The organism is Sulfitobacter sp. GN1-4 (assembly GCF_055693825.1).
Genome location: NZ_JBVFUQ010000003.1, coordinates 3,800,690 through 3,826,946 on the forward strand (window position 1 = coordinate 3,800,690; position 26,257 = coordinate 3,826,946).

Below are 26,257 nucleotides of genomic sequence, written 5' to 3' on the forward strand. Positions count from 1 at the left end.
ACCCTACGCGCGCCTAAGCCGCCGCAACCCAGGATTTACCACTGATCTTAAATGGTATTCCCCGCCTATCACCGCGGGGACAGCATTAACCTACCGGCTTAACCCGCCATGCAGGTTCGGCTGGTCCAGGCTCGCAAAGCCGTAATGCCGCAGCCACCGCAGATCACTGTCAAAAAAGGCGCGCAAATCCGGGATGCCGTATTTCAGCATCGCAATCCGGTCGATCCCCATGCCAAAGGCAAACCCTTGCCACTCCGCAGGATCAATGCCCCCGGCCTGCAAAACCTTGGGATGCACCATGCCAGAGCCCAGCACTTCCATCCAGCCATCGCCCTCACCAATGCGCAACTGCCCATCGACCCAGGAACACTGAATATCCACTTCGGCAGACGGCTCCGTGAAGGGGAAATGCGACGCACGAAAGCGCGTCTTGATGCCATCTATTTCGAAAAACGCGGCAAAGAATTCTTCCAGCACCCATTTCAGGTTCGCCATGGAGATGTCTTTGTCGATGGCCAGTCCCTCAACCTGGTGGAACATTGGCGTGTGCGTCTGATCATAATCAGCCCGGTACACCCCGCCGGGACAGATGATGCGCAGCGGCGCGCCTTCTTTTTCCATCGTGCGGATCTGCACCGGTGACGTATGCGTGCGCAAAACATGAGGCGGGCGGTTATCGCCCTCGGCGCGGTGCATATAGAACGTGTCCATCTCAGCGCGTGCAGGGTGATGGCCCGGAATGTTCAACGCGTCGAAGTTATACCAATCGGTGTCGATGCGCGGGCCTTCGGCCACGGAAAACCCAAGTTCTGCAAAAATCGCGGTCAGCTCTTCGGTGACCTGGCTGACCGGATGGATTGACCCCTGACGCTCAGGGCGCGACGGCAGGGTCACGTCCAGCCACTCCGACCTCAACCGTTCATCCAGCGCCGCATCAGCGAGCGCTGCCTTTTTGGCCGCCAGGGCGGAGTTGATCTCATCTTTCAGCGCGTTCAATGCGGGGCCTGCAACCTGACGCTCCTCTGGGGTCATCTTGCCCAGCTCACGCATTTTCAGCGCCACTTCGCCCTTTTTGCCAACCGCCGCCAGACGGATGTCTTCCAACACGTTTTCATCCGCCGCGTCGGCAATTTGGCTGAGGTATTTTTGCTTAAGATCGTCCATGACGCACCTTTGGAAACTGCTTGGCCTCTGCTACTTGCGCCCCTGTGAGAATGCAACCCACCGGGACATCCCCGACCGCGAGGGCACCTTGCCCGAATCCATTGCCAGACACCAGATCGAGTAGTAAGATGGCAAGCGTCCACAAATTCCTGTGATACCAACAAAATCTGGCTGTGCGGTCCATGATGAACTCACGACATCCTCTTTTCAGATTTGGCCAGGCCAAGGGCCGGATCCGCCGAACACTTGTTTTCGCGGGCACGTCTGTTGCGCTGTGCGTGATCGGCCTGTCTCTGTCCTGGACCCAGCCCAACGCGCAAGAGGCGCAGCCCTCGCCCCTTACCCCAGCGCAGGCCATGGCAAACCTGACAGCCCCCCAGCGCCGGGATCCTTTGCCGTGGCTGATGATCATGCCCCTGCGCGGACACCGTCCAAAGAAGAACGCCTTGCCACAGCACAAGCCATCGCATCTGAGGTGCGGTCGGCCTTTGCAGCCCATCGCGGCCCGCTGGATGAGGCGGACACATTTGCAGCAACAGACTGCGTTGCCCGACTGGATGCGTTCCTGTCTGAGGTCACGCTGCAGTTTGGGGCCGCTCAGACCACAATAGCCGCAGTATATGCCCCCCTTGTTGAACGCATCAGCGATGAAATCCAGAACTGCCCAAACGCTTATGTGATGATTGCAGGCCATGCCGATGGCAGCGGATCGGATCGCGCCAACTCTGACATCAGCTGGGGCCGGGCCGATCAGACACTCAACCACCTGGTGGCCATGGGCGTCGATCCAAATGCGGTTGAGGCTGTGGGCTTTGGGGCCAGCCGCCCGCTTTCGCAAGGCTCCGATGAAGAAGACGCCGCAGACCGGCGTGTTGAATTCCGCGTGCTTAGGCTGCGGGCCCCGGCGCAGTAGTGGGGTTCAGCCACGCCTCAAGGTAGGTGCGAAAACGCGTCGTCTTGCCTGTCATGTTGTGAAGGGTGCAGAACTCCAAGGCGATGACCTGGATGAAAAAGGCCTGCACACCTTCGGCCAACAGCTCGGATGTGATGTCTTTGCGAAAAGGGCCATCCGCAATCCAATGGGTGATCACCTCAGCATGACGGCCAAATGTGGTTGCGATGGGCCCAACCTCTTGGTTCAGCCCAGCGGTTGAATGCCTAAGCACCACGTCAAAAATATACCGCTCGCTGGTCAGAAACGCCAACATCGGGGCCATCGCGTCAACCATCGCGGTCACATCTTTGGGGGTGGGCAAGGTCTCAATATCATCGAGGAAACTGTCGATCTTATCCCCGATCAGAAAGTCCATCAGCGCGTCTTTGTCTTTGAAATGCGCAAAGAACGTCCCCTTGGCCACGCCCGCCTTGCGCACCACATCCTCAACCCGCAACGCCTCATAGCCAGCCTCTTGGATCAGCGCCTGTGCGGCTTGGATCATTCGGGCGCGGGTTTTGAGCGTGCGTTTCTGGACAGCTTGTTTCATGGCCCCTTCGTTTCACATTTTGTGACCGTGGTCAAAAATAATAATTGACCACGGTCATTTTATGTCTTAATCGAAATTTGACCACGGTCATTTAATTGGAGTTAGACATGAAAAAACGAATCTTCATCCTCAACGGTCATCCGGCCGAAACCTCACTGAACCGCGCTTTCGCAGAAACCTACGCCAAGGCGGCGCGGGCCGCAGGCCATGACGTGCGCGTCGCACACCTGCACGACTTGGACTTTGACGCTGACTTTGGCTTTGCGGGCTACAAGACCATCAAACCGCTTGAACCCGGTTTGGAAGAAGTGCTGGAAAACATCGAATGGAGCGAGCACGTCGTGCTGACCACCCCCATGTGGTGGGGCGGCGTGCCGGGCAAACTAAAAGGGCTTTTTGACCGCGTGCTGTTGCCAGGCCGGACATTTGACACCCATGTCCCCGCTGGGAAAATGCCCAAACCCATGCTGACCGGGCGGACGGGGCGGGTGATTGTCACCTCTGATACGCCCAAGTTCCTGCTGTCGCTGATGTACCGCAACGCCATGGTGAACCAGCTCAAGGGACAGGTGTTCAAGTTTGTGGGGATCACACCGACCAAGATCACCTATCTGGCCGGGGCAAGCCATCCCAAAGAGGGCAACGTGGCCCGCTGGATGCGCAAGATCAGCGCCTATGGCGCGGCTGCGGCTTGAAAGCCGGATGCGTTCAGGCGGACATCTCGCCCAAATCCTGAACCTCAGGCGGGCCGATACGCTTTCGCGTTTACAGGTCCGCCCTGAGGCAAAAGAAAAGGCCGCACCTGAATGTCAGGTACGGCCTCAATTTCTTTGCGTGTTTAGCGATTACTTCGCCAAAGCACCCTGTGCTGTGGCCACGATGGCACCAAATGCCTCAGGCTCATTCACGGCCAGATCGGCCAGCACTTTGCGGTCCACTTCGATCCCGGCCAGGTTCAGGCCGTTGATGAAGCGGGAATATGTCAGCGCCTCGTCATGGGAACGCACAGCCGCGTTGATCCGCTGGATCCACAGCGCGCGGAAGTTGCGCTTGCGATTCTTACGGTCACGTGTGGCGTATTGGTTGGCCTTATCGACCGCCTGCGTGGCGACCTTAAAGACGTTCTTACGACGACCGTAATAGCCTTTTGCGGCTTTAACGATCTTCTTGTGGCGGGCGTGGGTGACTGTACCACCTTTAACTCGGGACATCTCAGCTCTCCTCTATCAGCGGTCGTAGGGCATGAAGCCCTTGATGATACGTGCATCGGCATCGCACAGCGTGGTTGTGCCACGGGCGTTGCGAATGAACTTTTTGGTCCGCTTGATCATGCCATGGCGCTTCCCGGCTTGTGCCGAGATCACCTTGCCATTGGCCGAGATCTTAAAGCGCTTCTTAGCGCTCGACTTCGTCTTCATCTTAGGCATTTCCGTCTCCGTCTTTTGGTTCGGTTTACGCACGACTCGGCATGCCATTTCGGCCGGCCGCACGGGATGAAAGCGCCGTATAGGCGGGGTTTATGCCTTTGGCAAGAGAAAGGATGCCTTTGCCAGTGGCGAAGCCAGGGTCAGGGCCGATTGACAGGACCTTAAGGAAACAACTGATTAAAGGCGCTGGCCATCGCGTTGGGGACATCCTCCAGGCTGTAGCCTCCCGGCTGGGTCTGCATCGCATAAAGGATCAGCCCACCGCCAATTAGAATCGTCACCGCAGAGGCGCGCGGGGCGCGCCTGTCTGACAGAGCAGATAAAACCGAGGGCACCGAAAACCCGGCGATCACGATGCCCAATGCAAGCGCGAGATCCGGTGTCATGCGCGTTCTCCTTGTAGGCTTGCGCAGAATGCTACTCTGGGTCGGCAGCAAAAATCAAACTTTCGTCGCAGGGGGCCACCCGCAGAATGTTTGTGCTGCCCGACACCTGAAACGGCACACCGGCGGTGACCACCACCATATCCTGCTCTTGGGCAAAGCCTTCGCTGCGCGCGGCACGCACAGCAGACACCACCGCCATCTTAAACCGGTCCACTTCACCAGTCAGAACACAATTGGTTCCCCAGCTTAGCGCCAGACGCCGGGCGGTGTTGACCAGCGGCGTCAAGGCAATCACCGGCACACGGGGCCGTTCGCGGGCGGTCAGCAACGCGGTGGTGCCGCTTTGCGTGAAACAGCAAATCGCCTTGATGTCCGTCGTCTCAGCAATCTCACGCGCGGCGGCCACAATCCCGTCGGCCACGGTCATACGGTCCGCTTTGCGCGAACTTTCGATGATCTGGGTATAGGTCGGATCCTGCTCCACTTCGGTGGCGACGTTGTCCATGGTTTGAACCGCTTCAATCGGATAGTCACCGGCTGCGGATTCCGCACTCAGCATCACCGCATCCGCCCCTTCGTAAATGGCCGTCGCCACGTCAGACACCTCAGCCCGCGTGGGCATCGGGCTTTCAATCATGGATTCCAGCATCTGCGTGGCCACGATCACAGGCTTTGCCGCTGCCCGACATTTCCGTACCAGACGTTTCTGGATCGGCGGCACGTTCTGAACGGGCAGCTCAACGCCCAAATCACCGCGCGCGACCATGATGCCATCGCTGACCTCAAGGATGTCATCAAACCGGTCAACCGCCGCAGGCTTTTCGATCTTAGACAACAGCGACGCCCGGCCAGCGGCCAAGGTCCGCGCCTCTGTCACATCCTCGGGGCGCTGCACAAAGCTTAGCGCAAGCCAGTCAACGCCAAGCTCACAGACAAACTCCAAATCCGCACGGTCCTTGTCTGACAAAGCGGCCAGCGGCAGCACCACATCAGGGACATTCACCCCCTTGCGGTTTGAAATCACGCCGCCCGTCACAACTTCGCAATTGGCAAAGTCTGCGCCACATTCCAGGACTTTCAAACGGATCTTGCCGTCGTTGACCAACAACCGCGCGCCCGGCTCAAGGGCCGCAAAAATCTCAGGATGCGGCAGACACACGCGCAACGCATCGCCCTCCGCCGGATCAAGGTCCAGCCGGAACATCTTGCCCTCTTCCAACAGCTCACCATCAGGGGCCGCAAAGGTGCCCACCCGCAGTTTTGGCCCCTGCAGATCCGCCAGAATACCGATGGTGCTGCCCAGATTGGCCTCAACCTCACGGATGATCCGATGCTTTTCGCGGATCTCATCATGGCTGCCGTGGCTCATGTTCAGCCGGAACACATCCGCACCCGTTTTATGCAGTGCCTCAATCATCTCATAGGTTTCTGAGGCGGGGCCCAAGGTGGCGACAACTTTCACGTTGCGGGTGCGTCTCATCTTATCTGATCCAATCTTTGTGCAATTTCATCTACGGCGTATACGACTATCGCGCATATGGCATGTTAGCGGTAACACAGCTTGTGCATTTCCTATCTGCCATCGCTGATCCTGTCAAAGCGATCACCCTTAGGAAACAAATATTCCCAATGCTGCATATCACATCCCAATCAACTTGACACCATGGGCCTGTCATCCCAGCTAAGTCTAAAGGAGTTTACAATGCCCACACAGACCGAAATTGAACTACAAGCCGCAGCTTTTCGTCGCCTCCAGCAACATCTGATGCAAGACCGCACAGACGTGCAAAACATCGACATGATGAACCTCACGGGGTTTTGCCGCAATTGCCTGTCCCGCTGGTATCAAGAGGCCGCAAATGAGCGTGGCATTGAGATGGGCAAGGACGAAGCACGTGAGCTTTTCTACGGCATGACAATGGCCGAGTGGAAAGCGAATTATCAGACTGAGGCCACCGCCGCGCAAAATGAAACGTTCAAAGACGCCTTTGCCCAAAACGTGGGCGAAAAATAGGGCGCGCGCCGCGCAAAATCCCCACAAAGGCCCAACTCTCCGACAGGTGCTGCCACAATCAACACGCATGAACGCGGTGTTCACTGCAGAAAGGCAGGCCGCGCATGATTGCTTGGGTTTCGATTGCTTCCCTTTTGGGTCTGGGATTGGCCGCAGACCACTTCGCCGACGAATACAAAGAGGCGCATGAAGAAGACGAAAACAACCAGGACACCGTCCGGGTGACCTTGGATGCAACCCAAACGCAATATGACGGGTCCGACCTGAAAGACCGCGTGCATGGCAACGCCCACGACAACCTCCTGCATGGCGCCGAAGACCAGGACAACCTATTTGGCTATGATGGTGCTGACACCCTCATCGGTGGCGGCGGCAATGATGAAATCTATGCCGGCGCGGGCGATGATCTGGCCCAAGGCGGTGCGGGCGACGACCGCATCTTTCTGTCAGACGGCCATGACCAAACCCTGCCCAGCGCGGACGGGTCCGCCGATGCCGGTGATGACTTTATCCGCGGCGGCGCAGGCCGCGACGTGATCATCGACAGCCAGGGCAACAACCAGCTTTTCGGTGATATTGGGCGCGATGTGCTGATTGGCGTCGATGCCGAAGACACCACAACCCCTGATACGCTCCACGGCGGCTATGGCGCCGATGTGCTTGTCGCAGACAGCGGCGATCAGGTGACAGGTGGCCACGGTGCCGACAGCTTTGTGGTGGCGGCAAAATCAGAAGACAACGGCACGCCAGCGATGCTCTTGGATTTTGACATCCGCGAGGACCTCTTTAGCGTGGTTCTGCTGGAAGAGACGGAGACGCCGCCCGTGGTGGCCTTTGCCCATGATCCCGAAACAGATCAGATCATGGCCACCGTCAACGGTGAAAAAGTCGCGGTGCTGCATGATATTGAGGCCGCAGATGTGCCCTTTATCCAGACCTTCGTTACCACCCTGCCAGAGCTCATGGGCACAGCCTAACGACGCTTAAGCGGGGGAAGGCCGGACAGATGATCCGGCCCACCCCATGGCCTCAGATGGCGACCTTGCGCATCTCATCCAGATAGATTTCGCGCAGACGCGGGGCCACTTTGCCCGGCGCACCATCGCCCAACGCCACGCCGTCAATCTCAACCACCGGCATCACAAAGGCAGAGGCAGAGGTGGTAAACGCTTCATCCGCTTCTTTGGCCTCGTCGATGGTAAAGTTGCGCTCTTCCACTTCCATCTGCGCCTCTTGCGCAAAGCGCAACACAGCCGCCCGCGTGATGCCGTGCAAAATCTCATTGCTCAGCGCGCGGGTGATGATCTTGTTACCCTTCACGATATAGGCGTTGTTTGATGTCCCTTCGGTGACAAATCCATCCTGGATCATCCAGGCATCATCACAGCCAGCCTTCTTGGCCATCATCTTGCCCATGGACGGATAAAGCAGCTGCACCGTCTTGATGTCCCGACGACCCCAGCGAATATCTTCGATGGAGATGATCTTGGCGCCTTTCTTGGCCGCAGGACTATCCGCCAGGCCTGGCTTGTTCTGGGTAAACAGCACCACGGTCGGCGCGGTCGTCTCAGGATCAGGGAAGGCAAAATCACGGTCCCCGTCAGAGCCGCGGGTGATCTGCAAATACACCAGCCCCTCGTCAATCTCATTGACCCGCACCAATTCGCGGTGAACCTCCAGCAGATCCTCCTTGGAGATCGGGTTCTTCATATCAAGCTCGGTCAAAGACCGCTGCAGGCGCACAGCATGACCGTCAAAATCGATCAGCTTACCATCCAGCACAGACGTCACCTCATAGACGCCATCCGCCATCAAAAAGCCCCGGTCAAAGATTGAGATATTGGCCTCATTCTCAGGCAAATACTCACCGTTCACATATACTGTCCGCATGTTCTCAGTCCTTTCCGACGGGGCTCAGCCCCAAAGCTCTTTCGCGGGCGGGTGCACCCCATCCGCATCATATTGCAACGCGTGCGTCCGGTCTTCGCCTAGCAATAGCGGCCCATCAAGATCAACCACCTTCACGCCCTGGGCCACAACGGTCGCAGGGGCCATCGCCAGGGACGATCCCACCATGCACCCCACCATCACGTCATAGCCTTGAGCCAAGGCCGCCGCGCGCAGCTTCAGCGCCTCGGTCAACCCGCCTGTCTTGTCGATCTTGATGTTTACCACATCATATTTGCCCTTCAGCTTGGGCAGACTGTCACAGTCATGGGCGCTTTCATCAGCACAAACCGGCACAGGCCGCTCCATCCCCAAAAGCGCGTCATCCTCGCCCGCAGGCAAAGGTTGCTCTACCAGGGCCACACCCAGACGCACCAAATGCGGGGCCAGATCGGCATATACGTCCGCAGACCACCCCTCATTGGCATCCACAATGATAGTGGACTTGGGCGCGCCCGCCCGCACCGCTTCCAGCCGGGGCATGTCATCGGGCGTGCCCAGCTTGATCTTCAACAGCGGACGATGCGCGTTCTTGGCCGCTTGCGCCTGCATCTCCTCAGGCGACGCCAAGGACAAGGTATAGGCCGTGATCTCGGGCTTGGGGGCCGCCAGGCCCGCCAATTCCCACATCCGCTTGCCAGCGGTCTTGGCCTCCAGATCCCACAACGCACAATCAACCGCGTTGCGCGCAGCGCCCGCAGGCAACAGATCATAAAGACCTTCGCGGGTCAGCGCCCCGCTCAATCCCTCAATCTCGGCCGTCACCGATGCCAGCGTCTCATCATAGCGCGCATAAGGCACACATTCGCCCCAACCGGTCACACCATCCTGCGTGATGCGCACGGTCAGCACCTTGGCCTCCGTGCGCGATCCGCGCGAAATGGTGAACACCTGCGCCAGCTTGAATGTGTCCGACGTCACCTCAATGCGCATGTCCGCTCCTTCATCTTTCCAATATAACTTCAATCCAACGCCGCAACCGGCGCGACCCTTAAAGGGCCGCGATGGCGCTGGCCAAACGATCGGCACCGTGGCGGAACGGATCCACTGCAGGCAAGCCCATCTCGGCTTCCACCTCAGCCAGATAGGCGTTGGCTTCTTCCTCGGTCATGTGCTGCGTGTTCACAGACACACCAATCACCTTACAGCCTGGATTGGCCACTTTGGCCAGGGCCAGCGCCATGTCAGAAACCGCCTGCATGGAAGGTGGGGTGTATTCGGGCAAACCGCGCATATGCGTCCGCGTCGGCTCATGGCAGATGATCAGCGCATCAGGCTGACCCCCGTGGATCAGCGCCATGGTCACACCGGAATAAGACACGTGGAACAGGCTGCCCTGCCCTTCGATGATGTCCCAGTGATCGTCATCATTGTCAGGCGTCAGATATTCCACTGCACCAGCCATGAAATCGGCAATGACCGCATCCAGCGGCACGCCAGAGCCGGTGATCAGAATACCTGTCTGACCTGTGGCGCGGAAAGTGCTTTTCATGCCCTGCTTGCGCATCGCTTCATCCAGGGCCAAAGCGGTGTACATCTTGCCCACGGAACAATCTGTGCCAACGGCCAGCACACGCTTGCCGGAGCGTTTTTTGCCATCCGCAATCGGATATTGCACGTTTGGCACCCGCACATCATGCAGCGTGCGGCCATTCACCTGAGACGATGCCACCAGATCGCCTTCCTCTGCCAACAGGTTGTGCAGACCAGAGGCCAGGTCATAGCCCAGCTCAAGCGCTTCCAGCAGCACATCTTTCCAGGCTTGTGAAATCACGCCGCCCCGGTTGGCCACACCAATCACCAGCGTCTTGGCACCGGCCTCTTTGGCCTCGGCCAATGTCATGTCCTTCAGGCCCACATCGGCCTTGCAGCCGTCCATGCGGAACTGGCCCACGGCGTTGTCGGGGCGCCAGTCCTTAATGCCCTGGGCCACTTTGGCGGCCAGTTGGTCAGGCGCATCGCCCAGAAACAGCAGATATGGGGTCTCGATCATCGCATCTCTCCAGCATCAATAGATTCGCGTCACTGTCGGCGATCCTGCGTGCAAGAGGATTGCGAGATGCGCCCCAAGGCATCCATCTGCAGGAGATTTTTGCGCATATATGACATCTGTCGCAAAAATCTTGCAGCAAGCATCGCCGCTCCGCCGCAGATGGGCGCACGGCGCAAATGAACCTGCACCGCCCAGGCCGTTCAAACCCAAACCCAGCCGCCCAAGGCCGCCAGCCTCATCAAGCCCCGAACCCGCACGGAATTGCTGCAGGTGCAAAATGACGCTTGCAGCAGGTTGCGCAATTTAATACTCGCTCAGCACAAGGAACACGCAATTTTCTTTCGCTTAGAGGACCGCACCACATGTCTTTCCGTCTCCAGCCCACGCCCCCTGCCCGCCCCAACCGCTGCCAGCTCTTTGGCCCAGGCTCGCGCCCTGCGATCTTTGAAAAGATGGCCGGGTCAGCGGCGGACGTCATCAACCTTGATCTCGAAGATTCCGTGGCCCCTTCTGACAAAGACAGCGCCCGCGCCAATGTCATTGATGCCATCAGCAACGTGGATTGGGGCAGCAAAACGCTTTCCGTACGCATCAACGGCTTGGACAGCCCCTATTGGTACCGCGATGTGGTGGACCTGCTGGAACAGGCCAGCGAACGGCTTGACCAGATCATGATCCCCAAGGTCGGCAACGCCTCTGACATCTACGCGGTGGATGCGCTGGTGACATCGATTGAAGCCGCCAAAGGCCGCCGCAAGAAAATCGCCTTTGAGGTGATCATCGAATCCGCCGCGGGCATCGCGCATGTAGAAGAAATCGCAGCCGCCTCTCCCCGGTTGGAGGCGATGAGCCTGGGTGCGGCTGATTTCGCGGCCTCCATGGGCATGCAAACCACAGGCATCGGCGGCACACAGGCCAATTACTACATGCACCATGACGGGGCGAATTACTGGTCAGACCCGTGGCACTGGGCGCAATCCGCGATCGTTGCGGCCTGCCGGACCCACGGTGTGTTGCCGGTGGACGGCCCGTTTGGTGATTTCTCTGATGATGAGGGCTTTCTGGCCCAGGCGCGCCGCTCTGCCACCTTGGGCATGGTCGGCAAATGGGCGATCCATCCCAAGCAGGTCGCGCTGTCCAACGATGTCTTCACCCCCTCAGAAGAGGCCGTGACCGAAGCGCGCGAAATCCTCGCCGCGATGGAAACCGCCAAAGCCAACGGCGAAGGGGCCACCGTCTATAAGGGCCGGTTGGTCGATATTGCCAGCATCAAGCAGGCTGAGGTGATTGTGCGTCAGTCTGAGATGATCGCGGGCTGATACGGGGGCGGGGGCTCTGCCCCGTCGATCAAAGATCGACCCCCCGGAGGTGTATTTGGAAAGATGAAGCGCAAAGGGGGTCCAGGTGGCTCCCCTGATTGCAATGGACGCAGGGTCACGCCATATAGGGTTCCAGCCAACTGCGGAGCCCGATATGACCCAATACCTCGATTTCGAGAAACCCCTGGCCGAGATTGAAGGCAAGGCAGAGGAATTGCGCGCGCTGGCGCGGGCGAACGAGGAAATGGACATCACCGATGAAGCCAAGGCGCTGGATGAAAAGGCGGCCAAGCTTCTGGATGAGCTTTATGGCGCGCTGACGCCCTGGCGCAAATGCCAGGTGGCGCGGCATCCTGACAGGCCGCATTGTCAGGATTACATCAACGCGCTGTTCACTGAATACATGCCCCTGGCAGGTGACCGGAACTTTGCCGATGACCTGGCGGTCATGGGCGGGCTGGCGCGGTTTAACGACCAGCCGGTGATGGTGATTGGCCATGAAAAGGGCAACGACACGACATCGCGGATTGAGCGGAACTTTGGCATGGCCCGGCCCGAAGGCTACCGCAAAGCCGTGCGCCTGATGGAACTGGCGGGCAAGTTTGGCCTGCCGGTGATCACCCTGGTGGACACGCCGGGCGCCTATCCCGGCAAAGGGGCCGAAGAACGCGGCCAGTCTGAGGCGATTGCGCGCTCCACTGAGAAATGTCTGCAAATTGGCGTGCCTTTGGTCTCTGTCATCATTGGCGAGGGGGGATCAGGCGGGGCTGTGGCCTTTGCCACGGCCAACCGCGTGGCGATGATGGAGCATTCGGTGTATTCCGTGATCACACCTGAGGGATGCGCCTCAATTCTGTGGAAAGACGCCGAAAAAATGCGCGAAGCGGCGGAGGCCATGCGCCTGACGGCGGATGATCTGCGCAAGCTGGGCGTGACAGACCGTATCATCCCCGAACCCAAAGGCGGCGCACACCGCGATCCTGAGGCTGCGATTGCGTCCGTGCGGACAGCGATCAGCGAAATGCTCAAAGAGCTGGACGGCAAGGATGCGGATGCCTTGGTACAGGACCGGCGGCGCAAGTATCTGGAGATGGGCAGCAGCGGCCTGGCGGCCTAAGGCCACGGGCGGCACGTCGGGTCAGCTGACCAACATGCGCAGCCCTTGGGTGACGTCCGAACGCACGGCCAGGCGCAGCCGCTGGTTCATCGCCTGCTTTGAGGGCGGCAATGATCAGGCGGTGGAACTGTGGCGGCTCTGTGCGCCGCAAGCGACCGTATAGCGCACGCATCGTTGGCCCCATCTGCAGCCAGACCGTTTCGGCCATCGCCAGCATGGCCGGGGCACTGGGCACGCAGATAGAGCGTGCGGTGAAACTCAAGATTTGTGCGGATGTAACTGACCGCGTCGCGGTGGTGTACCGCATCGGCGATGGCAGCATTGATCGTCTGCATCCGCTCAATCAACGCCATATGCGCGCGTGGCAAGGCCCGGCTGGCCAGCTCCACCTCAATCAAAGCCCGCAGGGCGGCAAGCTCTTCAATCCGTTCGTTGCTCAGCTCCGGGGTTGAGATGCGGCCCGAATTCGACATCGTCAGCGCGCCCTCGGCCACCAACCGCCGCACCGCTTCGCGCGCGGGCGTCATGGACACGCCGTATTCCTTGCCCAACCCCCGCAGTGTCAGTGCCTGACCGGGGGGCAGATCACCATGCATGATCCGGCTGCGCAGATCACGGTAGAGTTTGTCATGCGCCACCACGGTGGCTTCGCTTTGACGTGCTGTAAGGGCCATAGGCCGTTTGTGATCACAAAATGGAATCAGGTCAAGCCGCGAGGGCCGCGCGCCTTAAAAACGGTAACGATGCAGGTCGTTGCCATGCTGGCGCAACCAGCCGCGTGCCTCTTTATAGGGGCCGTAAATACGCTCCACCCCCGCCCAGAAGGCGGGTGAATGATTCATCTCTGCCAGATGCGCCACCTCATGGGCGGCGACATAATCCAACACCTCAGGCGGGGCCATGATCAGCCGCCAGGAGAAATTCAGCGCCCCGTCGCTGGTGCAAGACCCCCAGCGTGAGCGGGTATCGCGCATCGTGATCCGGCAGTAACGCCTGCCCAGAAGCGCCGCGTAATCATCGCAGGCCCCCGCCAGCCTGTCGCGCGCTACCTCTTTGAGATAGGCCGCCAGCCGTTTGCCCGCCCGCTCTGGCGCGCCTGGCACAGCAATCTCATCCTGCCCCAACTGCACCGACCGCCCCTGCCCCGCAACCACACGCACCATGCGCCCGCCCAAAGGCAGCTGGGTGCCAAGACCCACGGTCACGTCCTCTCCGCGCGCGGCGAGATGCTTGCAGAATCCAGTCTTGCTTGCTGGCGGCAAAGGCCAACGCCTCGCGTTCGGCGAGGCGTTTGGGCAAGGTCAGCGTCACCCGTCCATCCAACTGCGAGATGCGCAGCGAAATCCGCCGCGCGCGGGCCGAACGGCGCAAGATCAGCGGGATCGGAGGATCGCCGGGCAGGAAGGTTTCAGCCATGTGTTCACCTCTGGCTCAACGCGAAAGGCTAAAGCCTTTGACAGTCTCCCCTGCATATGGCACTTGCCCAGACTCAGCACCATACCATCTACGTTTAAACGTCAATGCAAGAAGGGGTATTTCATGCCCAAAGAAGAATGGGGAACCAAACGCCTGTGTCCGACAACAGGCAAGCGGTTCTACGACTTGAACAAAGATCCGATTGTCAGCCCCTACACCGGTGAGGTGCTTGAGGTTGACGCGTCCAAATCCCGGATGATCGCCGCCGATGCAGAGGATGCCGCGACAACCAAAGCCAAAGAGGCCGAGGTTGAAGAGGATGCGCTGCTCGATGATGACGATGATGTCGATGTGGATCTGGATGACGATATTCTGGATGACGACGATGATGATGACAGCACTGTACCGCTGGAAGACATCGCTGACGTCGCCTCAGAAGACGACGACAGTTGATTCCGCATGGGCGGGGACGTTTTTGACTTGATCCCGCCCGGCGCCTGTCTTAATCACGCGCCACCAACCCGAGGGTTCACCTCAATGGGGCATTAGCTCAGCTGGGAGAGCGCCTGCATGGCATGCAGGAGGTCAGCGGTTCGATCCCGCTATGCTCCACCAAACTTCCCAAGCAACGATGGCACCACGGCGCAGGCACTCTGCCAGGTGCCAATGGCGCCACAAGCCAGCTTTCACAGATGGCTCTTCTGGACAGGCTTGCGATGACCCCGTTTACGCTCTCCACGCTCTCTGACCTGACCGCGCTGGACGTGGACACCGTCATTGACGTGCGCGCGCCTGCTGAATTTGCCGAGGACCATCTGCCAGGGGCCATCAACCTGCCCGTCCTCAGTGATGCCCAGCGCGCAGAAGTGGGCACGCTGTATACCCAAGCCAGCCCCTTTGATGCCCGCAAAATCGGCGGTGCGCTTGTGGCCCAAAACACCGCGCGGCATCTGCAGGGGCCGCTTGCCGACAAACCAGGGGGTGGCAACCGCTGGTCTATTGCTGGCGCGGCGGCCAACGCTCGGGCGCTTTTGCCACGATCCTGTCTCAGGTGGGGTGGCGGGTGCAGCTGCTGAAGGGCGGCTATCAAAGCTATCGCCGCGCCATCGTGGGCACGCTTTATGACAACCCGCTGCCGCACCGGCTGATCGTGATCGAAGGCGGCACAGGCACCGCCAAAACAGCGCTGCTGCATCACCTGGCCCAAGCCGGGGCGCAAACCCTTGATCTGGAAGGGCTTGCAGGCCACCGTGGTTCGCTTTTTGGTGACATCGGATCAGACCAGCCCAGCCAAAAAGGCTTTGAAAGCGGACTGGCTGCCGCCCTCACTCCGCTGGCACCAGATCAGCCGACATTTATTGAGGCCGAAAGCAGCAAGATCGGCGAACGCCTCATTCCGCCCTCCCTTTGGAAGGCGATGAATGCTGCGGACCGCATGCAAATCACTGCGCCCTTGCCCGCGCGCGCGGCCTATCTGGCGTCCGCCTACCGCGATCTGACGCAAGACATCGCACGCCTCTGCGCCCAGATTGACCAGTTGCGGCCCTATCATCCCGCTGATCAGATCACCGCCTGGCTGGATGACGCGCACAACGGCGATTGGCAGGCGCTGGCCGCAGGCTTGGTGGCCGCGCACTACGATCCGCGCTATGCCAAATCCGCAGCAGACAAATCCGCGCCGGTCCACAAAGTGCATCTGGCCGATTTGTCGGACGCCACATTGGCGCGGTCAGCCGAAACCCTGATCCGGCACTTCGCGCCCTAAGGCCAATCCGCGCCAGCCCCACGCATCACGTCACGACGATCTGCCCCGATCCTGCGCTGAGCTGCCCGATGACATGCCCCTGCCCGCCCGCCGCCTCCAGCGCCACGAGAACCTCCGCCACCGCCTTTTGCGGCACAGCGGCCAACAGCCCGCCTGCCGTCTGCGGATCATGCAGCAACGGCATCTCAGCCCCAACAACCGGCGCATCCGCCTGATTGCTGGCCATCAGCACCGAAGACACGCCCGCCGCCGACAGCGCCTCAGCCCCGGCATAGACCGGGATCGCGGCGCCCTGCAGGGCGGCATCAAGGTCGCTGCCCAACATCGCCCGAATATGGCCTGCCAGGCCAAAGCCCGTCACATCCGTCATCGCATGCGCCACCTCAGCCAAGACCGCCGCCGCCGCACCTTGCGGCGCAGCCATCTGCGCCAGGGCGGCCGCCACATCCCGGCCATCGGCCTGACCCGCCATTTCCGCCGCCAGCAAGACCCCCGCCCCAATGGGCCGGGTCAGCACCAGAACATCTCCCCCCGCGCACCCGACACCGTGATAGGCATCCGGTCCCGCGTGCCCGTAACGGTAAAGCCAATGGTCAGCTCAGCCCCCATGGTCGTGTGCCCGCCAATGATCTCAGCACCGGCATCCCGGATCACAGCCCCCGCTGCCGCCATGATCTCATCCAACGTCCTGCGCTGCAAAGCGGCAGACATCTGCGGCAAAATCAGCGTGGCCAACGCCGCCTGCGGCTTGGCCCCCATCGCCCAGACATCGCCCAAAGCATGCACCGCCGCAATCCGCGCCATCACCGCCGGGTCCGACGTAAAGGCGCGCAGATGGTCGGTGCTGATCACCTGATACCCGCCCCCCGGTTGCCGCAAAATCGCAGCATCATCCCCCGGACCAGAAAGGATATCGCCTCCCTCGGTCCCCACGGCGGGCACCGCCGCACGTAGCACGCCCAAACCCACCTTGGCACCGCATCCCCCGCAAAGCGGCTTGGCCTGCACCATCTGTTGCACCCCTTGGGCCATATCCGCAGGCAGGGCGGGCACCTTCATCGCAGGCAAATCATTGAGCCGGTCCATGAACGCCCGGTCAATCCGGTCCTTCCAGCGCCACATCGCAGGGCCTTTGAGGACCAAACCGAACTTTTCTGCCAGGGCCGCTTTGCCCCCCAGGGACACCAGCTTGAGGTAGTCTTTCTGCGGATGCCACAAACGGCGCGTCCCACCGCTCAAGGCCGCGCGCAGGTTGTCGTGCAAAATCGGCGCGGCCCGCACCGCAAAAACCCCCGCTTTGGGGCGGGGATCTGCAGGCATCACCGCACAATCGCCCACCGCAAAAAGATCGTCACACCCCAGCACGCCAAGGTCGCGCCCCACCGTGATAAACCCATCCTGCTGCGGCACATCCGTCTGCGCGATCCAACCATGTGGAAAGGCCCCCGCCGCGCCGACACAGAGTGCCGCAGGCACCGGCGCACCTTCGGCCAGGCTCACCTCCGCAGGCCCCACCGACACCACCCGCACACCCGTGCGCAGCACAATGCCCAGCGCCGCCATCGCGGCTTTCACCTGCACCTTGGCGCGCGCGCCCATGCCGGTGATGTCGGGGCCCGCTTCAATCACACTCACCTGCGGGATATGGCCCGCCGCGGCCAAGCGATGCGCCATCGCCATGGCCAGCTCACACCCCGCAACGCCCCCGCCTATCACCGCCACCTGCGGGGCGGCCTGACCGGCATCCACCTGCGCCAGAAACCCCCGCCACCGGTCTGCAAAAACGTCCAAGGGCTTGGCCCCGATGCCATGGGTCGCAAAGCCCGGCAAATCCATCTCCGCCGTGATCCCCACATCAACTGAGGCCACGTCATACCCCACCGGTCCGCGCCCCTGCAAAAGCACCTGACGCGCGCCCCGGTCAATCCCCACCGCCTTGTCCAGGATCAGACGCGCACCGGCATGACGGCACAGCCGCACCAGATCAATCTCCAGATCATCGCGCCCATAATGGCCCGCCACATGCCCCGGCAACATGCCCGTATAAGGCGCGGTCGGCCCGGGGTTGATCACCGTCACCCGCGCCCCCGCCAGCGGATCCATCCCCCAGGCCCGCAACACCAGCGCATGGGCATGCCCGCCCCCGATCAAAACCAGATCGCGCGTCAAAGGCACCACATCCCTCATAGAACACCGCGCATGATGTCACACCACATTCGCCAATCCCGCTTCATCTTTCCTCTACCCCTCCGGAGCGCGAGGCAGCGCCTCGCACCGATTTGACGCAGGCAAATCCATAAATCATATGCGCGCATCGCGCGCGCCTGTCCTACAAGGGCCACGGCCACAAGGCTAATGAAAATCCCGCGACTTGGGGATCACACGTACATCACGCGGATGTTTGCGCCCGCCCACCTGATCTGGCACCGGCCGCACCACCTCATCGCCCCGCGCATAGGTCGCAGGCACCCGCTCCTGGGATAACGCATCCAGCCGCCCGGTGCGGTTCTCCAACCGCTCCGCCACCACATGGATCACCCTGCCGTCGCTTTGCACCCGGCCATGCACCACCAACAGCCGCGCCGACATGATGATCGCGCGCCAGGTCTCAAACAGCTTTGGCCAGATCACCAGGTTCGCCACCCCGCCCTCATCCTCCAGCGTGATGAAACACACCCCCTTGGCCGATCCCGGCTTTTGCCGGACCAGAACCAACCCGGCCAAAGACACCCGCTGCCCGTGCCGCATCCCCGGCAGCGCGTCGGTGCAGGAAAACCCTTGCTTGCGCAGGCTGGCACGGAAAAACGTTAACGGATGCGCTTTCAGGGACAGCCGCAGCGTCTGGTAATCGGCCACCACATGTTCGGCCACTGGCATCGCCGGCAGCGGCACCTGCGGCTCCGCCCCCTCATCGCGCGCCGCGGCGGCCTCGAATATCGGCAAGGCGGGTGCATCCTTCAGCCCCTGCGCCTGCCACAGCGCTTGGCGCCGGTCGATCCCCATCGACCGCATCGCATCCGCCGCCGCCAGCCTGCGCAGCATGCCCCGATCCAGCTGCGCGCGCGCTTTCAAATCCGCCACATCCTCAAACGGCACGTCGCGCGCGGCCATGATGCGCAGCCCGGCCTCCTGGCGCATCCCGTCCACCTGCCGCATCCCCAAGCGCAGGGCAAAACCCGCCCCGCAAGGCTCCAACGTGCAGTCCCAATCCGACAGGTTCACATCCACATCCAACACCTTGACCCCATGCTCACGCGCATCGCGCACGATCTGGGCAGGGGCGTAAAATCCCATCGGCTGAGAGTTCAGCAGCGCACAGGCAAAAGCCGCCGGATAGTGGCACTTCATCCAGGACGACACATAAACCAGCTTGGCAAAGCTCGCCGCATGGCTTTCAGGAAAGCCATAGTCCCCAAACCCCTTGATCTGATCAAAACAGCGCTGCGCAAAGTCCGCGTCATAGCCGCGTTCGGTCATCCGGCTGACCATCTTGTTCTGCAAGGTCTCAATCGTGCCGCGCGACCGAAAGGTCGCCATCGCCTTGCGCAGCTCATTAGCCTCTTTGGGGGAAAACTTTGCCGCATCAATGGCGATCTTCATGGCCTGTTCCTGAAAGATCGGCACGCCCAGCGTGCGCCCGAGGATTTTCAACAGCTCATCCTGCGGATGCTCCGGCCCAGGTGCGGGATAGCTTACGCCTTCAATTCCCTGACGGCGGCGCAAAAACGGATGCACCATATCGCCCTGAATGGGGCCAGGTCGGACAATCGCCACCTCAATCACCAGATCATAAAAGGTGCGCGGGCGCAGCTTGGGCAGCATCGCCATCTGCGCGCGGCTTTCCACCTGAAACACGCCCAAGGAATCGCCCGCACAGAGCATGTCATAGGTCTCAGGGTCTTCGACCGGCACCGTCGCCAAATCCAGATCCACGCCTTCATGGGCGCGCAGCAGATCAAAGCATTTGGCAATGCAGGTCAGCATCCCCAAGGCCAGCACATCCACCTTGAAGATCCCCAGCGCGTCAATGTCGTCCTTGTCCCACTCAATAAAGGACCGCTCAGGCATCGCACCATTGCCAATCGGCACCATCTCGGTCAGGGGCCGCTCAGTCAGGATGAACCCGCCCACATGCTGGCTCAGGTGCCGGGGCATCCCGGTCATCTGGCGCGCCAACAAGATGACTTTGCGCAAATAGGGATCGTTCAGATCCATGCCCGCGTCCTTGACCCGCTGATCACCGTATTGCCCCTCAAAACTGCCCCAAACCGTGCTGGCCAGCTTTGAGGTCACATCCTCACTCAGCCCCATCGCCTTGCCCACCTCCCGGATGGCCGACCGGGGGCGGTAATGGATCACCGTGGCACACAGCCCCGCCCGCGCCCGCCCGTATTTGGCGTACATGTACTGGATCACTTCCTCGCGGCGCTCATGTTCAAAATCCACGTCGATGTCGGGCGGCTCATCCCGCTCTTCGCTGAGGAACCGTTCAAACAAGACGTCATGTTCTTCGGGATCCACCGCCGTGATGCCCAGACAGAAACACACCGCCGAATTGGCCGCAGACCCGCGCCCCTGGCACAGGATCGGCGGCTGCGCCTCTTGGCGGGCAAAGCGCACGATGTCGTTGATGGTCAGAAAATACCGCGCGATCCCCTTGGAGCGGATCAACGCGAACTCCTTGTCGATGATCGCCCGGATCCGCTCCGATACCCCGCCCGGATAACGCCAGGCCGCGCCCTCCCAGGTCAGCCGCTCCAGCTCTTCCTGCGCGCTGCGGCCATTGGGCTCAATCTCATGGGGGTATTCATAGCGCAGGTCCGTCAGCGCAAAGCGGCAGGCCTCCGCCACCTGCCGTGTGGCCCGCAGCGCATGGGGCCAATCGGCGAAAAGGCGGCACATCTCAGCGGGCGATTTCAGATGCCGCTCCGCGTTGGGCTCCAGCCGGAAACCTGCGGTGTCAATCGTCACACCGGCGCGGATACAGGTCATCACATCCTGCAAAGGACGGCGGTGGGGGGCATGATAAAGCACATCATTGGTGGCCAGAATGCACAGGCCATGGGCCCGCGCCATCGTGTCCAGCCGCGCAATCCGCGCCACGTCATCGCCGTGATACAAATAGGCCGCCCCGATGTGACGCAGCGTGGGCAGCGCCTGAATGAGACGCGGCAACCCGGCCTCAAACACATCCAGACCGGCAGGCGGCATCACAATCAGCTGTATCCCCTCGGCATGGGCCGCCACCATCTCAAGCGTCAGATGCGTCTCGCCCTTTTGCTGCCAACCGCCGTCCACATCCGCCATCTTGCCCTTGCTCAGCAGGGTAGAAAGCCGGGCATAGGCGGCGCGATCTGTGGGATAGGCCAAAAGCTCGGCACCACACATCAACACCAGCCGCGCCCCAATGATCGGGCGCACTTTGGCTTTCTGCGCCTCAACATGCAGGCGCACGACACCGGCCAGCGTGTTGTGATCGGCAATGCCGATGGCATCATAGCCCAGCCTGTTGGCGGTGGCGCTCAGGTCCACCGCGTCAGAGGCCGCGCGCAGGAAGGAAAAGCAGCTCGCCAGCCCCAGCTCCACAAAGGGGGAGGGGGATTGGGCTGGAACGGGTCCTCCTCCTCCAGCGTGCGGCGTTTATGTCCGTCTTGTTGCGGCATGGGACGTCAAAGCGCTACGGGGTGCGCCCCGTGGTACCCACGGGCTGGACACCTTCGGTAGGGTGCGCATTCACTGCGCACCGTCCCAAGGCCACCACCCGCACATCGGTGCGCATAAATGCGCACCCTACGGGAGAGTGGGTGGGGCGTCGTGCACCGCACGCGCGCCACGCCACCCTCACCCGAAAATCCCCTGCAAAAACCACCGTGGCTCTTGGCCCCGACCATCGCCCAACATGCCCTCCCGGTACATCCAAAACCTCCGGCCATCGCCGACCTCCACCTTGTAATAATCCCGCAACCGCGTGCCGGGGCGGTCGCGCCACCACTCCGGGGCCACCCGCTCTGGCCCCTCATACCGCACCGTCAGATAGGACACGCGCCGCCAGCGAAACCGCGCCGGCGGCCCTTCGGGCACCGCATAGAGCACCGCGATTTCCTCAGGCGGCTCCAACAGGCGCAAAGGCCGCTCGCGCAGCACACCCGCCTGCCCCTCTGCCCCGCCAGCCAAGGCCGCAACCCGGCCCTCCACCCGTTCCGGCAGATGGCTTTCGCACCAAGCAGACCAGGTGATCTTGTCCGGCCCCAGCTTTGCTGTCAGCCGGTCCAACAAAGCAGCCACATCGCGCCCGGCATCCCGCTGGCCAGACAGATCATCCTGGTGCAACGCCAAAGGCTCCACCCGCAACGCCTCCAACGTGAGCAGATCAAAACCAAAGCCCGGATCAATCCCGTCCAGCTTACCCTCCAGCAACCGCACCAGATGCGCAGCCTCCCGGCTGGCGGCGGCCAGCGCCACATCCCGCGACCGCCATTCGCCGTCCACCCGGTAGATCGTCAGCCGCAACCGCCGCGCGCCCTGTTCGGCGCGGGCCATCTGGCGGCACAGATCCCGCGCCAACCCTTCCAGATGCGGCACCGGGTCAATCACCGGTTCAGCCAGACGCGCGCGGGCCATCCAATGCCGGGCATCCTCGGGCGCATTCAGCGGATCTGCGGTGCGGCCCAAGGCGCGGTCCAACAAGACCAGAGGGTTCACCTCTGCCGCCATCCGGTCAAAGCGCCGCATCAACGCCACGCGCGGCACCTCCATCAGCGCGCCGATGGTTTTCAACCCCAACCGCTGCAGCAACCGCACAGTCTCCTCGGTCAGCCGCAACGCAGCGACCGGCAGGGGGGCCACGGCCACGGCCACATCCTGCGGCCCGCAGATCACCCCGCCCCCGCCATAGCGCGCCAACATCTGTGCCGCACCACGCGTCGGGGCCACGGCCAGCCGTGCAGATAACCCCTGCATCTTGAAGCGCTGCCCCATGTCGCGCAGCATCCGCGCCTCTCCGCCAAAAAGATGCGCCGCCCCGGTGATATCAAGCGTGATGCCATCATCGCCGTCGCGCACCGTCCAGGGGCACCAGCGCCGCGCCCACATCGCCGCACGGTCCAGCAGGGCCACATCTCCGGCCACATCCGCTTGCTCAACATGCAGATCGGGGTGGATGGCCTGCACATCAACAATCCGCGCGCCGGGCTGCACCCCGCGCGCCTGTGCGGCCGCACTCATCGCGTGGACAATCGGCCCGTGGCTGCCCTGTACAGCCAAAACCACGGGCACCTCCTCATCCGGCAGTGTCCGCTGTTGCCGCACGATCCTGCGCCACCGGTCCATCGCCAGATCGGGAAAGAAGATGGAGGCGATCCTTGGCCCATCTGGCTGTTGGCTCATACCGCGCCTCCCAGGTGCCGGGGGCACGCCCACGCGCGCGGAAAAGCTCCGCCTCCCACAAAGGTGCACCAGGGGCGGCGGGGTTCCAGCGGTGACGGGCCGAGGGCAAGGACGACAGCCGCCACCGTTCGCGCGCCGCTGAAAGCGCGCCATGATCGCCCGACCGAATAAGCCAGATCGGCACCTTTGACGCCTCTGCCCGCAGGGCCAGCCGTTTGGTGGCGGTAAAGCTGAGCACCTCTGGCGCGCCGTGGATTTCGCCCACCACGGCGGCCAGCCCGGCACAGCCTGCGCCCTCTTCCATCGCCCAAAGCACGTCGCGCGGGTGGCTGACCTCCACCCGCAGCACATCGCCGCGAAAGCCAAACTGCCGCAGCGCCGGCCCATAAAGCCGCCCATTTTCGCGCCGCGACATTCGGCAGGACACCCATAAAACCGGCGCGGTACTGTCGGGCAGACAGGACAGAACAAACCCCGTCACCGCCCCATCGAAAGGCCCACCCGCGATCACATCGCGCAGCACCGCCTCCCCGCCCGCAGGGGCAGGAACATCCGTCACCAGACGTTTGGAGGACAGGGAAATCACCTGCCCGGCAAGGGAATCGGTTGGCATACATACCCTCATTGTTCATGTTTTGTTCTTTTTGTGAAGATAGCGCAACGCGCCCCACATGGCCAGCGTCAAGCCGCCGCATTTCACAAAGTCATGTACATTCGCAGCCAAAGCGCCTACGGACGCCGCCAGACATGCCGGGCCGCCCGGCTCTTGCCCCCAGGGGCAAGCCCTCCCACAACAGGACACCCCTCCCCCGTGATCCAAACACTTGCCGATGCGCTAGCCGCCCAAGGCTATGACACCCTCACCGCCGTGCAAGAGGCCGTGACCGACCCGGCCCTGGCCACCCAGGATCTATTGGTCTCAGCCCAAACCGGATCCGGCAAAACCGTGGGCTTTGGCCTGGCCATTGCCCCCAGCGTGCTGGGCGAAGACACCCACTTTGGTCCCGCCTCTGCCCCCTGGCCCTGATCATCGCCCCCACCCGCGAACTGGCCATGCAGGTCAGCCGCGAGCTCAGCTGGCTTTACGGCCCCGCCGGGGCCGTGGTGACCACCTGTGTAGGCGGCATGGATCAGCGCAGCGAACGCCGCGCGCTTGATCGCGGCTGTCATGTGGTGGTGGCCACGCCTGGGCGGCTTTGTGATCACATCAAACGCGGCAACATCGACCTGGGCAGCCTGCGCGCCGTGGTGCTGGATGAAGCCGATGAAATGCTCGACATGGGCTTTCGCGAAGAGCTGGAATTCATCCTGTCGGAAGCCCCCGAAGACCGCCGCACGCTGATGTTCTCAGCCACCGTGCCCCAGGCCATCGCCAAGCTGGCGCAATCCTATCAGCACGACGCCCAACGCATTAGCGTCAAGAGCGAGACCAAACAGCACGCCGACATCACTTACCGCGCGCTCAACGTGCATCCGCGTGATACCGAAAACGCCATCATCAACGTGCTGCGGTTCTATGAGGCCAAGAACGCCATCGTGTTCTGCAACACCCGCGCCACGGTGGCGCGGCTGACCACCAAATTCACCAACCGCGGCTTTTCCGTTGTGGCCCTCTCTGGTGAGCTGACCCAGTCAGAACGCACCAACGCCCTGCAAGCGCTGCGCGACGGGCGCGCGCGCGTGTGCATCGCTACGGATGTGGCCGCCCGCGGCATTGACCTGCCGCATCTGGAACTTGTCATTCACGCCGACCTGCCCAGCAACGCAGATACGCTGCTGCACCGGTCTGGGCGCACCGGGCGCGCGGGGCGCAAAGGGGTCTCGGCGCTTATCGTGCCACCCAAGATGACCACCAAGGCCAACCGCCTGCTGGGCTGGGCCAAGCTCAAGGCCGATTGGTCGCCCGCCCCCTCCGCCGAAGAGGTCTACGGCGCAGACCGGGACCGGCTGATGTCGGATCCCGTCTGGTCACAGCCTGCCACGGACGAGAGCGCAGAGCTGATCGCCAAACTGGCAGAAACCCACGGTGCTGAGGCTCTGGCCACAGCTTTCGTCAACCTCTACCGCGCCCGCGCCTCTGCCCCAGAAGACCTCAGCGACCCAGGTGCAAAAGATGACCGCCCCCGGCCCAGCTTTGGGCCCTCGGTCTGGTTCTCTCTGGCCACGGGGCGCAACCAGCGCGCAGAGCCGCGCACACTGCTGCCGATGCTGTGCAAAAACGCAGGCCTGACCAAAGACGACATCGGCGCGATCCGGGTACAGCAAGATCAGAGCTTTGTCGAAATTCTGGAAAGCTCAGCCCAGAAATTCACCAACGCCCTGGGGCCTGACATGCAGGTTGAAGACGTCGCCGTCACGCGGCTTGACCGGGCCCCCGATCTGGCGCGCGGGCCAAAGCCCGGACCGCGTAAGGGCGGCGGGGGAAAAGGCGGGGGCGGCAAGCCAAGGCCGCACAAACCGTCCTACGATCCTGATGCCCCCAGCGGCGCACCCCGAAAGCCGCGCCGCGCACCAGAAAGCGCCCCGCGCGCCAAGGTAGAAGACAAGCCAAAGTCGTCTGAGGACAGGCCCAAGAAGGCCAAGACCAAAGCCGTCTGGAAACGCGAGCCTGAAAAGAAAGACGCGCCCAAATCCAAGCCCAAAGGGCGCGGGGCGAAACCGGGCAAGACCACCTTTAAGCGGGCCAGCGACCCGTCCAAGCGTTTCACCCCACCCAATAAGATCGGCAAGAAAAACAAACGCTAGGCTCGGACCTTTTAAAAGGTCCGCCGCGTTTCCTTCAAAGGAAACGCCACCCCCCAAAAACCTGAGTTTAAAAAAAACAGCCCCAAAGCCTTCA

Annotated in this window: 18 protein-coding genes, 1 tRNA gene and 6 pseudogenes; 10 read left to right on the forward strand and 15 right to left on the reverse strand. The window is 61.7% G+C overall.

Annotation, left to right across the window (positions count from 1 at the left end; all coding sequences use genetic code 11):
• Positions 1 to 90: 90 nt before the first annotated feature.
• Entirely contained in the window at positions 91 to 1,164 is a 1,074-nt protein-coding gene (gene pheS / locus ACZ1HM_RS19575) for a phenylalanine--tRNA ligase subunit alpha (RefSeq protein ID WP_472744276.1), read from the reverse strand.
• Between the two features lie 397 nt (positions 1,165 to 1,561).
• On the opposite strand from pheS, the gene ACZ1HM_RS19580 reads away from it, so the two are divergent.
• Entirely contained in the window at positions 1,562 to 2,077 is a 516-nt protein-coding gene (locus tag ACZ1HM_RS19580) for an OmpA family protein (RefSeq protein WP_472744277.1), read from the forward strand.
• Here ACZ1HM_RS19580 and ACZ1HM_RS19585 read toward each other — a convergent pair.
• Positions 2,052 to 2,648, reverse strand: a complete 597-nt coding sequence (locus tag ACZ1HM_RS19585; protein WP_472744278.1) for a TetR/AcrR family transcriptional regulator — start codon at positions 2,646 to 2,648, stop codon at positions 2,052 to 2,054. The two genes, ACZ1HM_RS19580 and ACZ1HM_RS19585, sit on opposite strands and share 26 nt — an antisense overlap.
• A 107-nt stretch (positions 2,649 to 2,755) precedes the next feature.
• Here ACZ1HM_RS19585 and ACZ1HM_RS19590 point away from each other — a divergent pair, with 107 nt between their 5' ends.
• A complete protein-coding gene (locus ACZ1HM_RS19590; RefSeq protein ID WP_472744279.1) occupies positions 2,756 to 3,343 on the forward strand; it encodes an NAD(P)H-dependent oxidoreductase in 588 nt (195 codons plus the stop codon).
• 150 nt (positions 3,344 to 3,493) lie between these two features.
• Here ACZ1HM_RS19590 and rplT read toward each other — a convergent pair whose 3' ends face one another.
• The 4 genes from rplT to pyk all read right to left on the reverse strand — a co-directional run bounded on the left by rplT (position 3,494) and on the right by pyk (position 5,941).
• On the reverse strand, positions 3,494 to 3,859 hold the full coding sequence (rplT, locus tag ACZ1HM_RS19595) for a 50S ribosomal protein L20 (protein ID WP_472744280.1): 366 nt from the start codon (positions 3,857 to 3,859) through the stop codon (positions 3,494 to 3,496).
• A 15-nt stretch (positions 3,860 to 3,874) separates the two neighbouring features.
• Positions 3,875 to 4,075 carry a 50S ribosomal protein L35 gene (gene rpmI, locus ACZ1HM_RS19600; protein WP_472744281.1) on the reverse strand — a complete coding sequence of 67 codons (201 nt, stop codon included), beginning with the start codon at positions 4,073 to 4,075 and terminating at the stop codon, positions 3,875 to 3,877.
• A gap of 161 nt (positions 4,076 to 4,236) precedes the next feature.
• Positions 4,237 to 4,461 (reverse strand): hypothetical protein, encoded by a 225-nt coding sequence (locus ACZ1HM_RS19605; protein WP_472744282.1) that lies wholly within the window; start codon positions 4,459 to 4,461, stop codon positions 4,237 to 4,239.
• Between the two features lie 31 nt (positions 4,462 to 4,492).
• Positions 4,493 to 5,941: a pyruvate kinase gene (pyk, locus tag ACZ1HM_RS19610; protein ID WP_472744283.1), complete on the reverse strand. Its 1,449-nt coding sequence runs from the start codon at positions 5,939 to 5,941 to the stop codon at positions 4,493 to 4,495.
• Between the two features lie 222 nt (positions 5,942 to 6,163).
• On the opposite strand from pyk, the gene ACZ1HM_RS19615 reads away from it, so the two are divergent.
• Together ACZ1HM_RS19615 and ACZ1HM_RS19620 are read left to right on the forward strand one after the other, a co-directional pair.
• Positions 6,164 to 6,475 carry a DUF1244 domain-containing protein gene (locus ACZ1HM_RS19615; RefSeq protein WP_472744284.1) on the forward strand — a complete coding sequence of 104 codons (312 nt, stop codon included), beginning with the start codon at positions 6,164 to 6,166 and terminating at the stop codon, positions 6,473 to 6,475.
• Positions 6,476 to 6,579: 104 nt separating this feature from the next.
• Complete coding sequence (locus ACZ1HM_RS19620; protein WP_472744285.1) at positions 6,580 to 7,452, forward strand: calcium-binding protein; 873 nt, start codon at positions 6,580 to 6,582, stop codon at positions 7,450 to 7,452.
• Positions 7,453 to 7,504: 52 nt separating this feature from the next.
• Here ACZ1HM_RS19620 and ACZ1HM_RS19625 read toward each other — a convergent pair whose 3' ends face one another.
• The 3 genes from ACZ1HM_RS19625 to dgcN are packed head-to-tail and all read right to left on the reverse strand — an operon-like array spanning position 7,505 to position 10,415.
• Positions 7,505 to 8,365: a D-amino-acid transaminase gene (locus ACZ1HM_RS19625; RefSeq protein ID WP_472744286.1), complete on the reverse strand. Its 861-nt coding sequence runs from the start codon at positions 8,363 to 8,365 to the stop codon at positions 7,505 to 7,507.
• Positions 8,366 to 8,389: 24 nt separating this feature from the next.
• Positions 8,390 to 9,355, reverse strand: coding sequence for an N-acetyl-D-Glu racemase DgcA (gene dgcA / locus ACZ1HM_RS19630; protein ID WP_472744287.1), 966 nt, complete (start codon positions 9,353 to 9,355; stop codon positions 8,390 to 8,392).
• Between the two features lie 58 nt (positions 9,356 to 9,413).
• Entirely contained in the window at positions 9,414 to 10,415 is a 1,002-nt protein-coding gene (dgcN, locus tag ACZ1HM_RS19635; protein ID WP_472744288.1) for an N-acetyltransferase DgcN, read from the reverse strand.
• A gap of 362 nt (positions 10,416 to 10,777) precedes the next feature.
• On the opposite strand from dgcN, the gene ACZ1HM_RS19640 reads away from it, so the two are divergent.
• Positions 10,778 to 11,734: an L-malyl-CoA/beta-methylmalyl-CoA lyase gene (locus ACZ1HM_RS19640; protein ID WP_472744289.1), complete on the forward strand. Its 957-nt coding sequence runs from the start codon at positions 10,778 to 10,780 to the stop codon at positions 11,732 to 11,734.
• A gap of 154 nt (positions 11,735 to 11,888) precedes the next feature.
• Positions 11,889 to 12,851: an acetyl-CoA carboxylase carboxyltransferase subunit alpha gene (locus tag ACZ1HM_RS19645; RefSeq protein ID WP_472744290.1), complete on the forward strand. Its 963-nt coding sequence runs from the start codon at positions 11,889 to 11,891 to the stop codon at positions 12,849 to 12,851.
• Between the two features lie 21 nt (positions 12,852 to 12,872).
• On the opposite strand, the pseudogene ACZ1HM_RS19650 reads toward ACZ1HM_RS19645, so the two are convergent.
• Together ACZ1HM_RS19650 and ACZ1HM_RS19655 are read right to left on the reverse strand one after the other, a co-directional pair.
• A pseudogene (locus ACZ1HM_RS19650) lies at positions 12,873 to 13,525 on the reverse strand (GntR family transcriptional regulator).
• A gap of 54 nt (positions 13,526 to 13,579) precedes the next feature.
• Positions 13,580 to 14,267, reverse strand: a pseudogene (locus tag ACZ1HM_RS19655) (M48 family metallopeptidase).
• Positions 14,268 to 14,390: 123 nt separating this feature from the next.
• Between ACZ1HM_RS19655 and ACZ1HM_RS19660 the strand changes: the two are divergent.
• The 3 genes and pseudogenes from ACZ1HM_RS19660 to mnmH all read left to right on the forward strand — a co-directional run bounded on the left by ACZ1HM_RS19660 (position 14,391) and on the right by mnmH (position 16,032).
• Positions 14,391 to 14,720, forward strand: a complete 330-nt coding sequence (locus tag ACZ1HM_RS19660) for a TIGR02300 family protein (protein ID WP_472744291.1) — start codon at positions 14,391 to 14,393, stop codon at positions 14,718 to 14,720.
• Positions 14,721 to 14,806: 86 nt separating this feature from the next.
• A tRNA-Ala gene (locus ACZ1HM_RS19665) sits at positions 14,807 to 14,882 on the forward strand.
• Between the two features lie 101 nt (positions 14,883 to 14,983).
• Positions 14,984 to 16,032: pseudogene (gene mnmH, locus ACZ1HM_RS19670) on the forward strand (tRNA 2-selenouridine(34) synthase MnmH).
• Positions 16,033 to 16,057: 25 nt separating this feature from the next.
• Here the strand turns inward: mnmH and selD are convergent.
• The 4 genes and pseudogenes from selD to ACZ1HM_RS19690 all read right to left on the reverse strand — a co-directional run bounded on the left by selD (position 16,058) and on the right by ACZ1HM_RS19690 (position 24,031).
• Positions 16,058 to 18,219, reverse strand: a pseudogene (selD, locus tag ACZ1HM_RS19675) (selenide, water dikinase SelD).
• A 165-nt stretch (positions 18,220 to 18,384) separates the two neighbouring features.
• Positions 18,385 to 21,695, reverse strand: a pseudogene (locus ACZ1HM_RS19680) (error-prone DNA polymerase).
• Between the two features lie 178 nt (positions 21,696 to 21,873).
• The gene (locus ACZ1HM_RS19685) at positions 21,874 to 23,418 is read right to left on the reverse strand and encodes a Y-family DNA polymerase (RefSeq protein WP_472744292.1); all 1,545 of its coding nucleotides are present in this window, start codon (positions 23,416 to 23,418) and stop codon (positions 21,874 to 21,876) included.
• The gene (locus ACZ1HM_RS19690) at positions 23,312 to 24,031 is read right to left on the reverse strand and encodes an ImuA family protein (protein WP_472744293.1); all 720 of its coding nucleotides are present in this window, start codon (positions 24,029 to 24,031) and stop codon (positions 23,312 to 23,314) included. The genes ACZ1HM_RS19685 and ACZ1HM_RS19690 overlap by 107 nt, the downstream gene beginning before the upstream one ends.
• A 198-nt stretch (positions 24,032 to 24,229) precedes the next feature.
• On the opposite strand from ACZ1HM_RS19690, the pseudogene ACZ1HM_RS19695 reads away from it, so the two are divergent.
• Positions 24,230 to 26,163 (forward strand): annotated as a pseudogene (locus ACZ1HM_RS19695) (DEAD/DEAH box helicase).
• The last annotated feature ends 94 nt before the right edge of the window (positions 26,164 to 26,257 follow it).

Coding starts and splice junctions, on each gene's coding strand:
- ACZ1HM_RS19640 (WP_472744289.1), top strand. CDS start 10,778: ATGTCTTTCCGTCTCCAGCCCACGCCCCCTGCCCGCCCCAACCGCTGC.
- ACZ1HM_RS19690 (WP_472744293.1), bottom strand. CDS start 24,031: ATGCCAACCGATTCCCTTGCCGGGCAGGTGATTTCCCTGTCCTCCAAA.
- rplT (WP_472744280.1), bottom strand. CDS start 3,859: ATGTCCCGAGTTAAAGGTGGTACAGTCACCCACGCCCGCCACAAGAAG.
- ACZ1HM_RS19615 (WP_472744284.1), top strand. CDS start 6,164: ATGCCCACACAGACCGAAATTGAACTACAAGCCGCAGCTTTTCGTCGC.
- pheS (WP_472744276.1), bottom strand. CDS start 1,164: ATGGACGATCTTAAGCAAAAATACCTCAGCCAAATTGCCGACGCGGCG.
- dgcN (WP_472744288.1), bottom strand. CDS start 10,415: ATGATCGAGACCCCATATCTGCTGTTTCTGGGCGATGCGCCTGACCAA.
- ACZ1HM_RS19590 (WP_472744279.1), top strand. CDS start 2,756: ATGAAAAAACGAATCTTCATCCTCAACGGTCATCCGGCCGAAACCTCA.
- ACZ1HM_RS19685 (WP_472744292.1), bottom strand. CDS start 23,418: ATGAGCCAACAGCCAGATGGGCCAAGGATCGCCTCCATCTTCTTTCCC.
- pyk (WP_472744283.1), bottom strand. CDS start 5,941: ATGAGACGCACCCGCAACGTGAAAGTTGTCGCCACCTTGGGCCCCGCC.
- ACZ1HM_RS19645 (WP_472744290.1), top strand. CDS start 11,889: ATGACCCAATACCTCGATTTCGAGAAACCCCTGGCCGAGATTGAAGGC.
- ACZ1HM_RS19620 (WP_472744285.1), top strand. CDS start 6,580: ATGATTGCTTGGGTTTCGATTGCTTCCCTTTTGGGTCTGGGATTGGCC.
- ACZ1HM_RS19625 (WP_472744286.1), bottom strand. CDS start 8,365: ATGCGGACAGTATATGTGAACGGTGAGTATTTGCCTGAGAATGAGGCC.
- ACZ1HM_RS19585 (WP_472744278.1), bottom strand. CDS start 2,648: ATGAAACAAGCTGTCCAGAAACGCACGCTCAAAACCCGCGCCCGAATG.
- ACZ1HM_RS19605 (WP_472744282.1), bottom strand. CDS start 4,461: ATGACACCGGATCTCGCGCTTGCATTGGGCATCGTGATCGCCGGGTTT.
- rpmI (WP_472744281.1), bottom strand. CDS start 4,075: ATGCCTAAGATGAAGACGAAGTCGAGCGCTAAGAAGCGCTTTAAGATC.
- ACZ1HM_RS19660 (WP_472744291.1), top strand. CDS start 14,391: ATGCCCAAAGAAGAATGGGGAACCAAACGCCTGTGTCCGACAACAGGC.
- dgcA (WP_472744287.1), bottom strand. CDS start 9,355: ATGCGCATTGAGGTGACGTCGGACACATTCAAGCTGGCGCAGGTGTTC.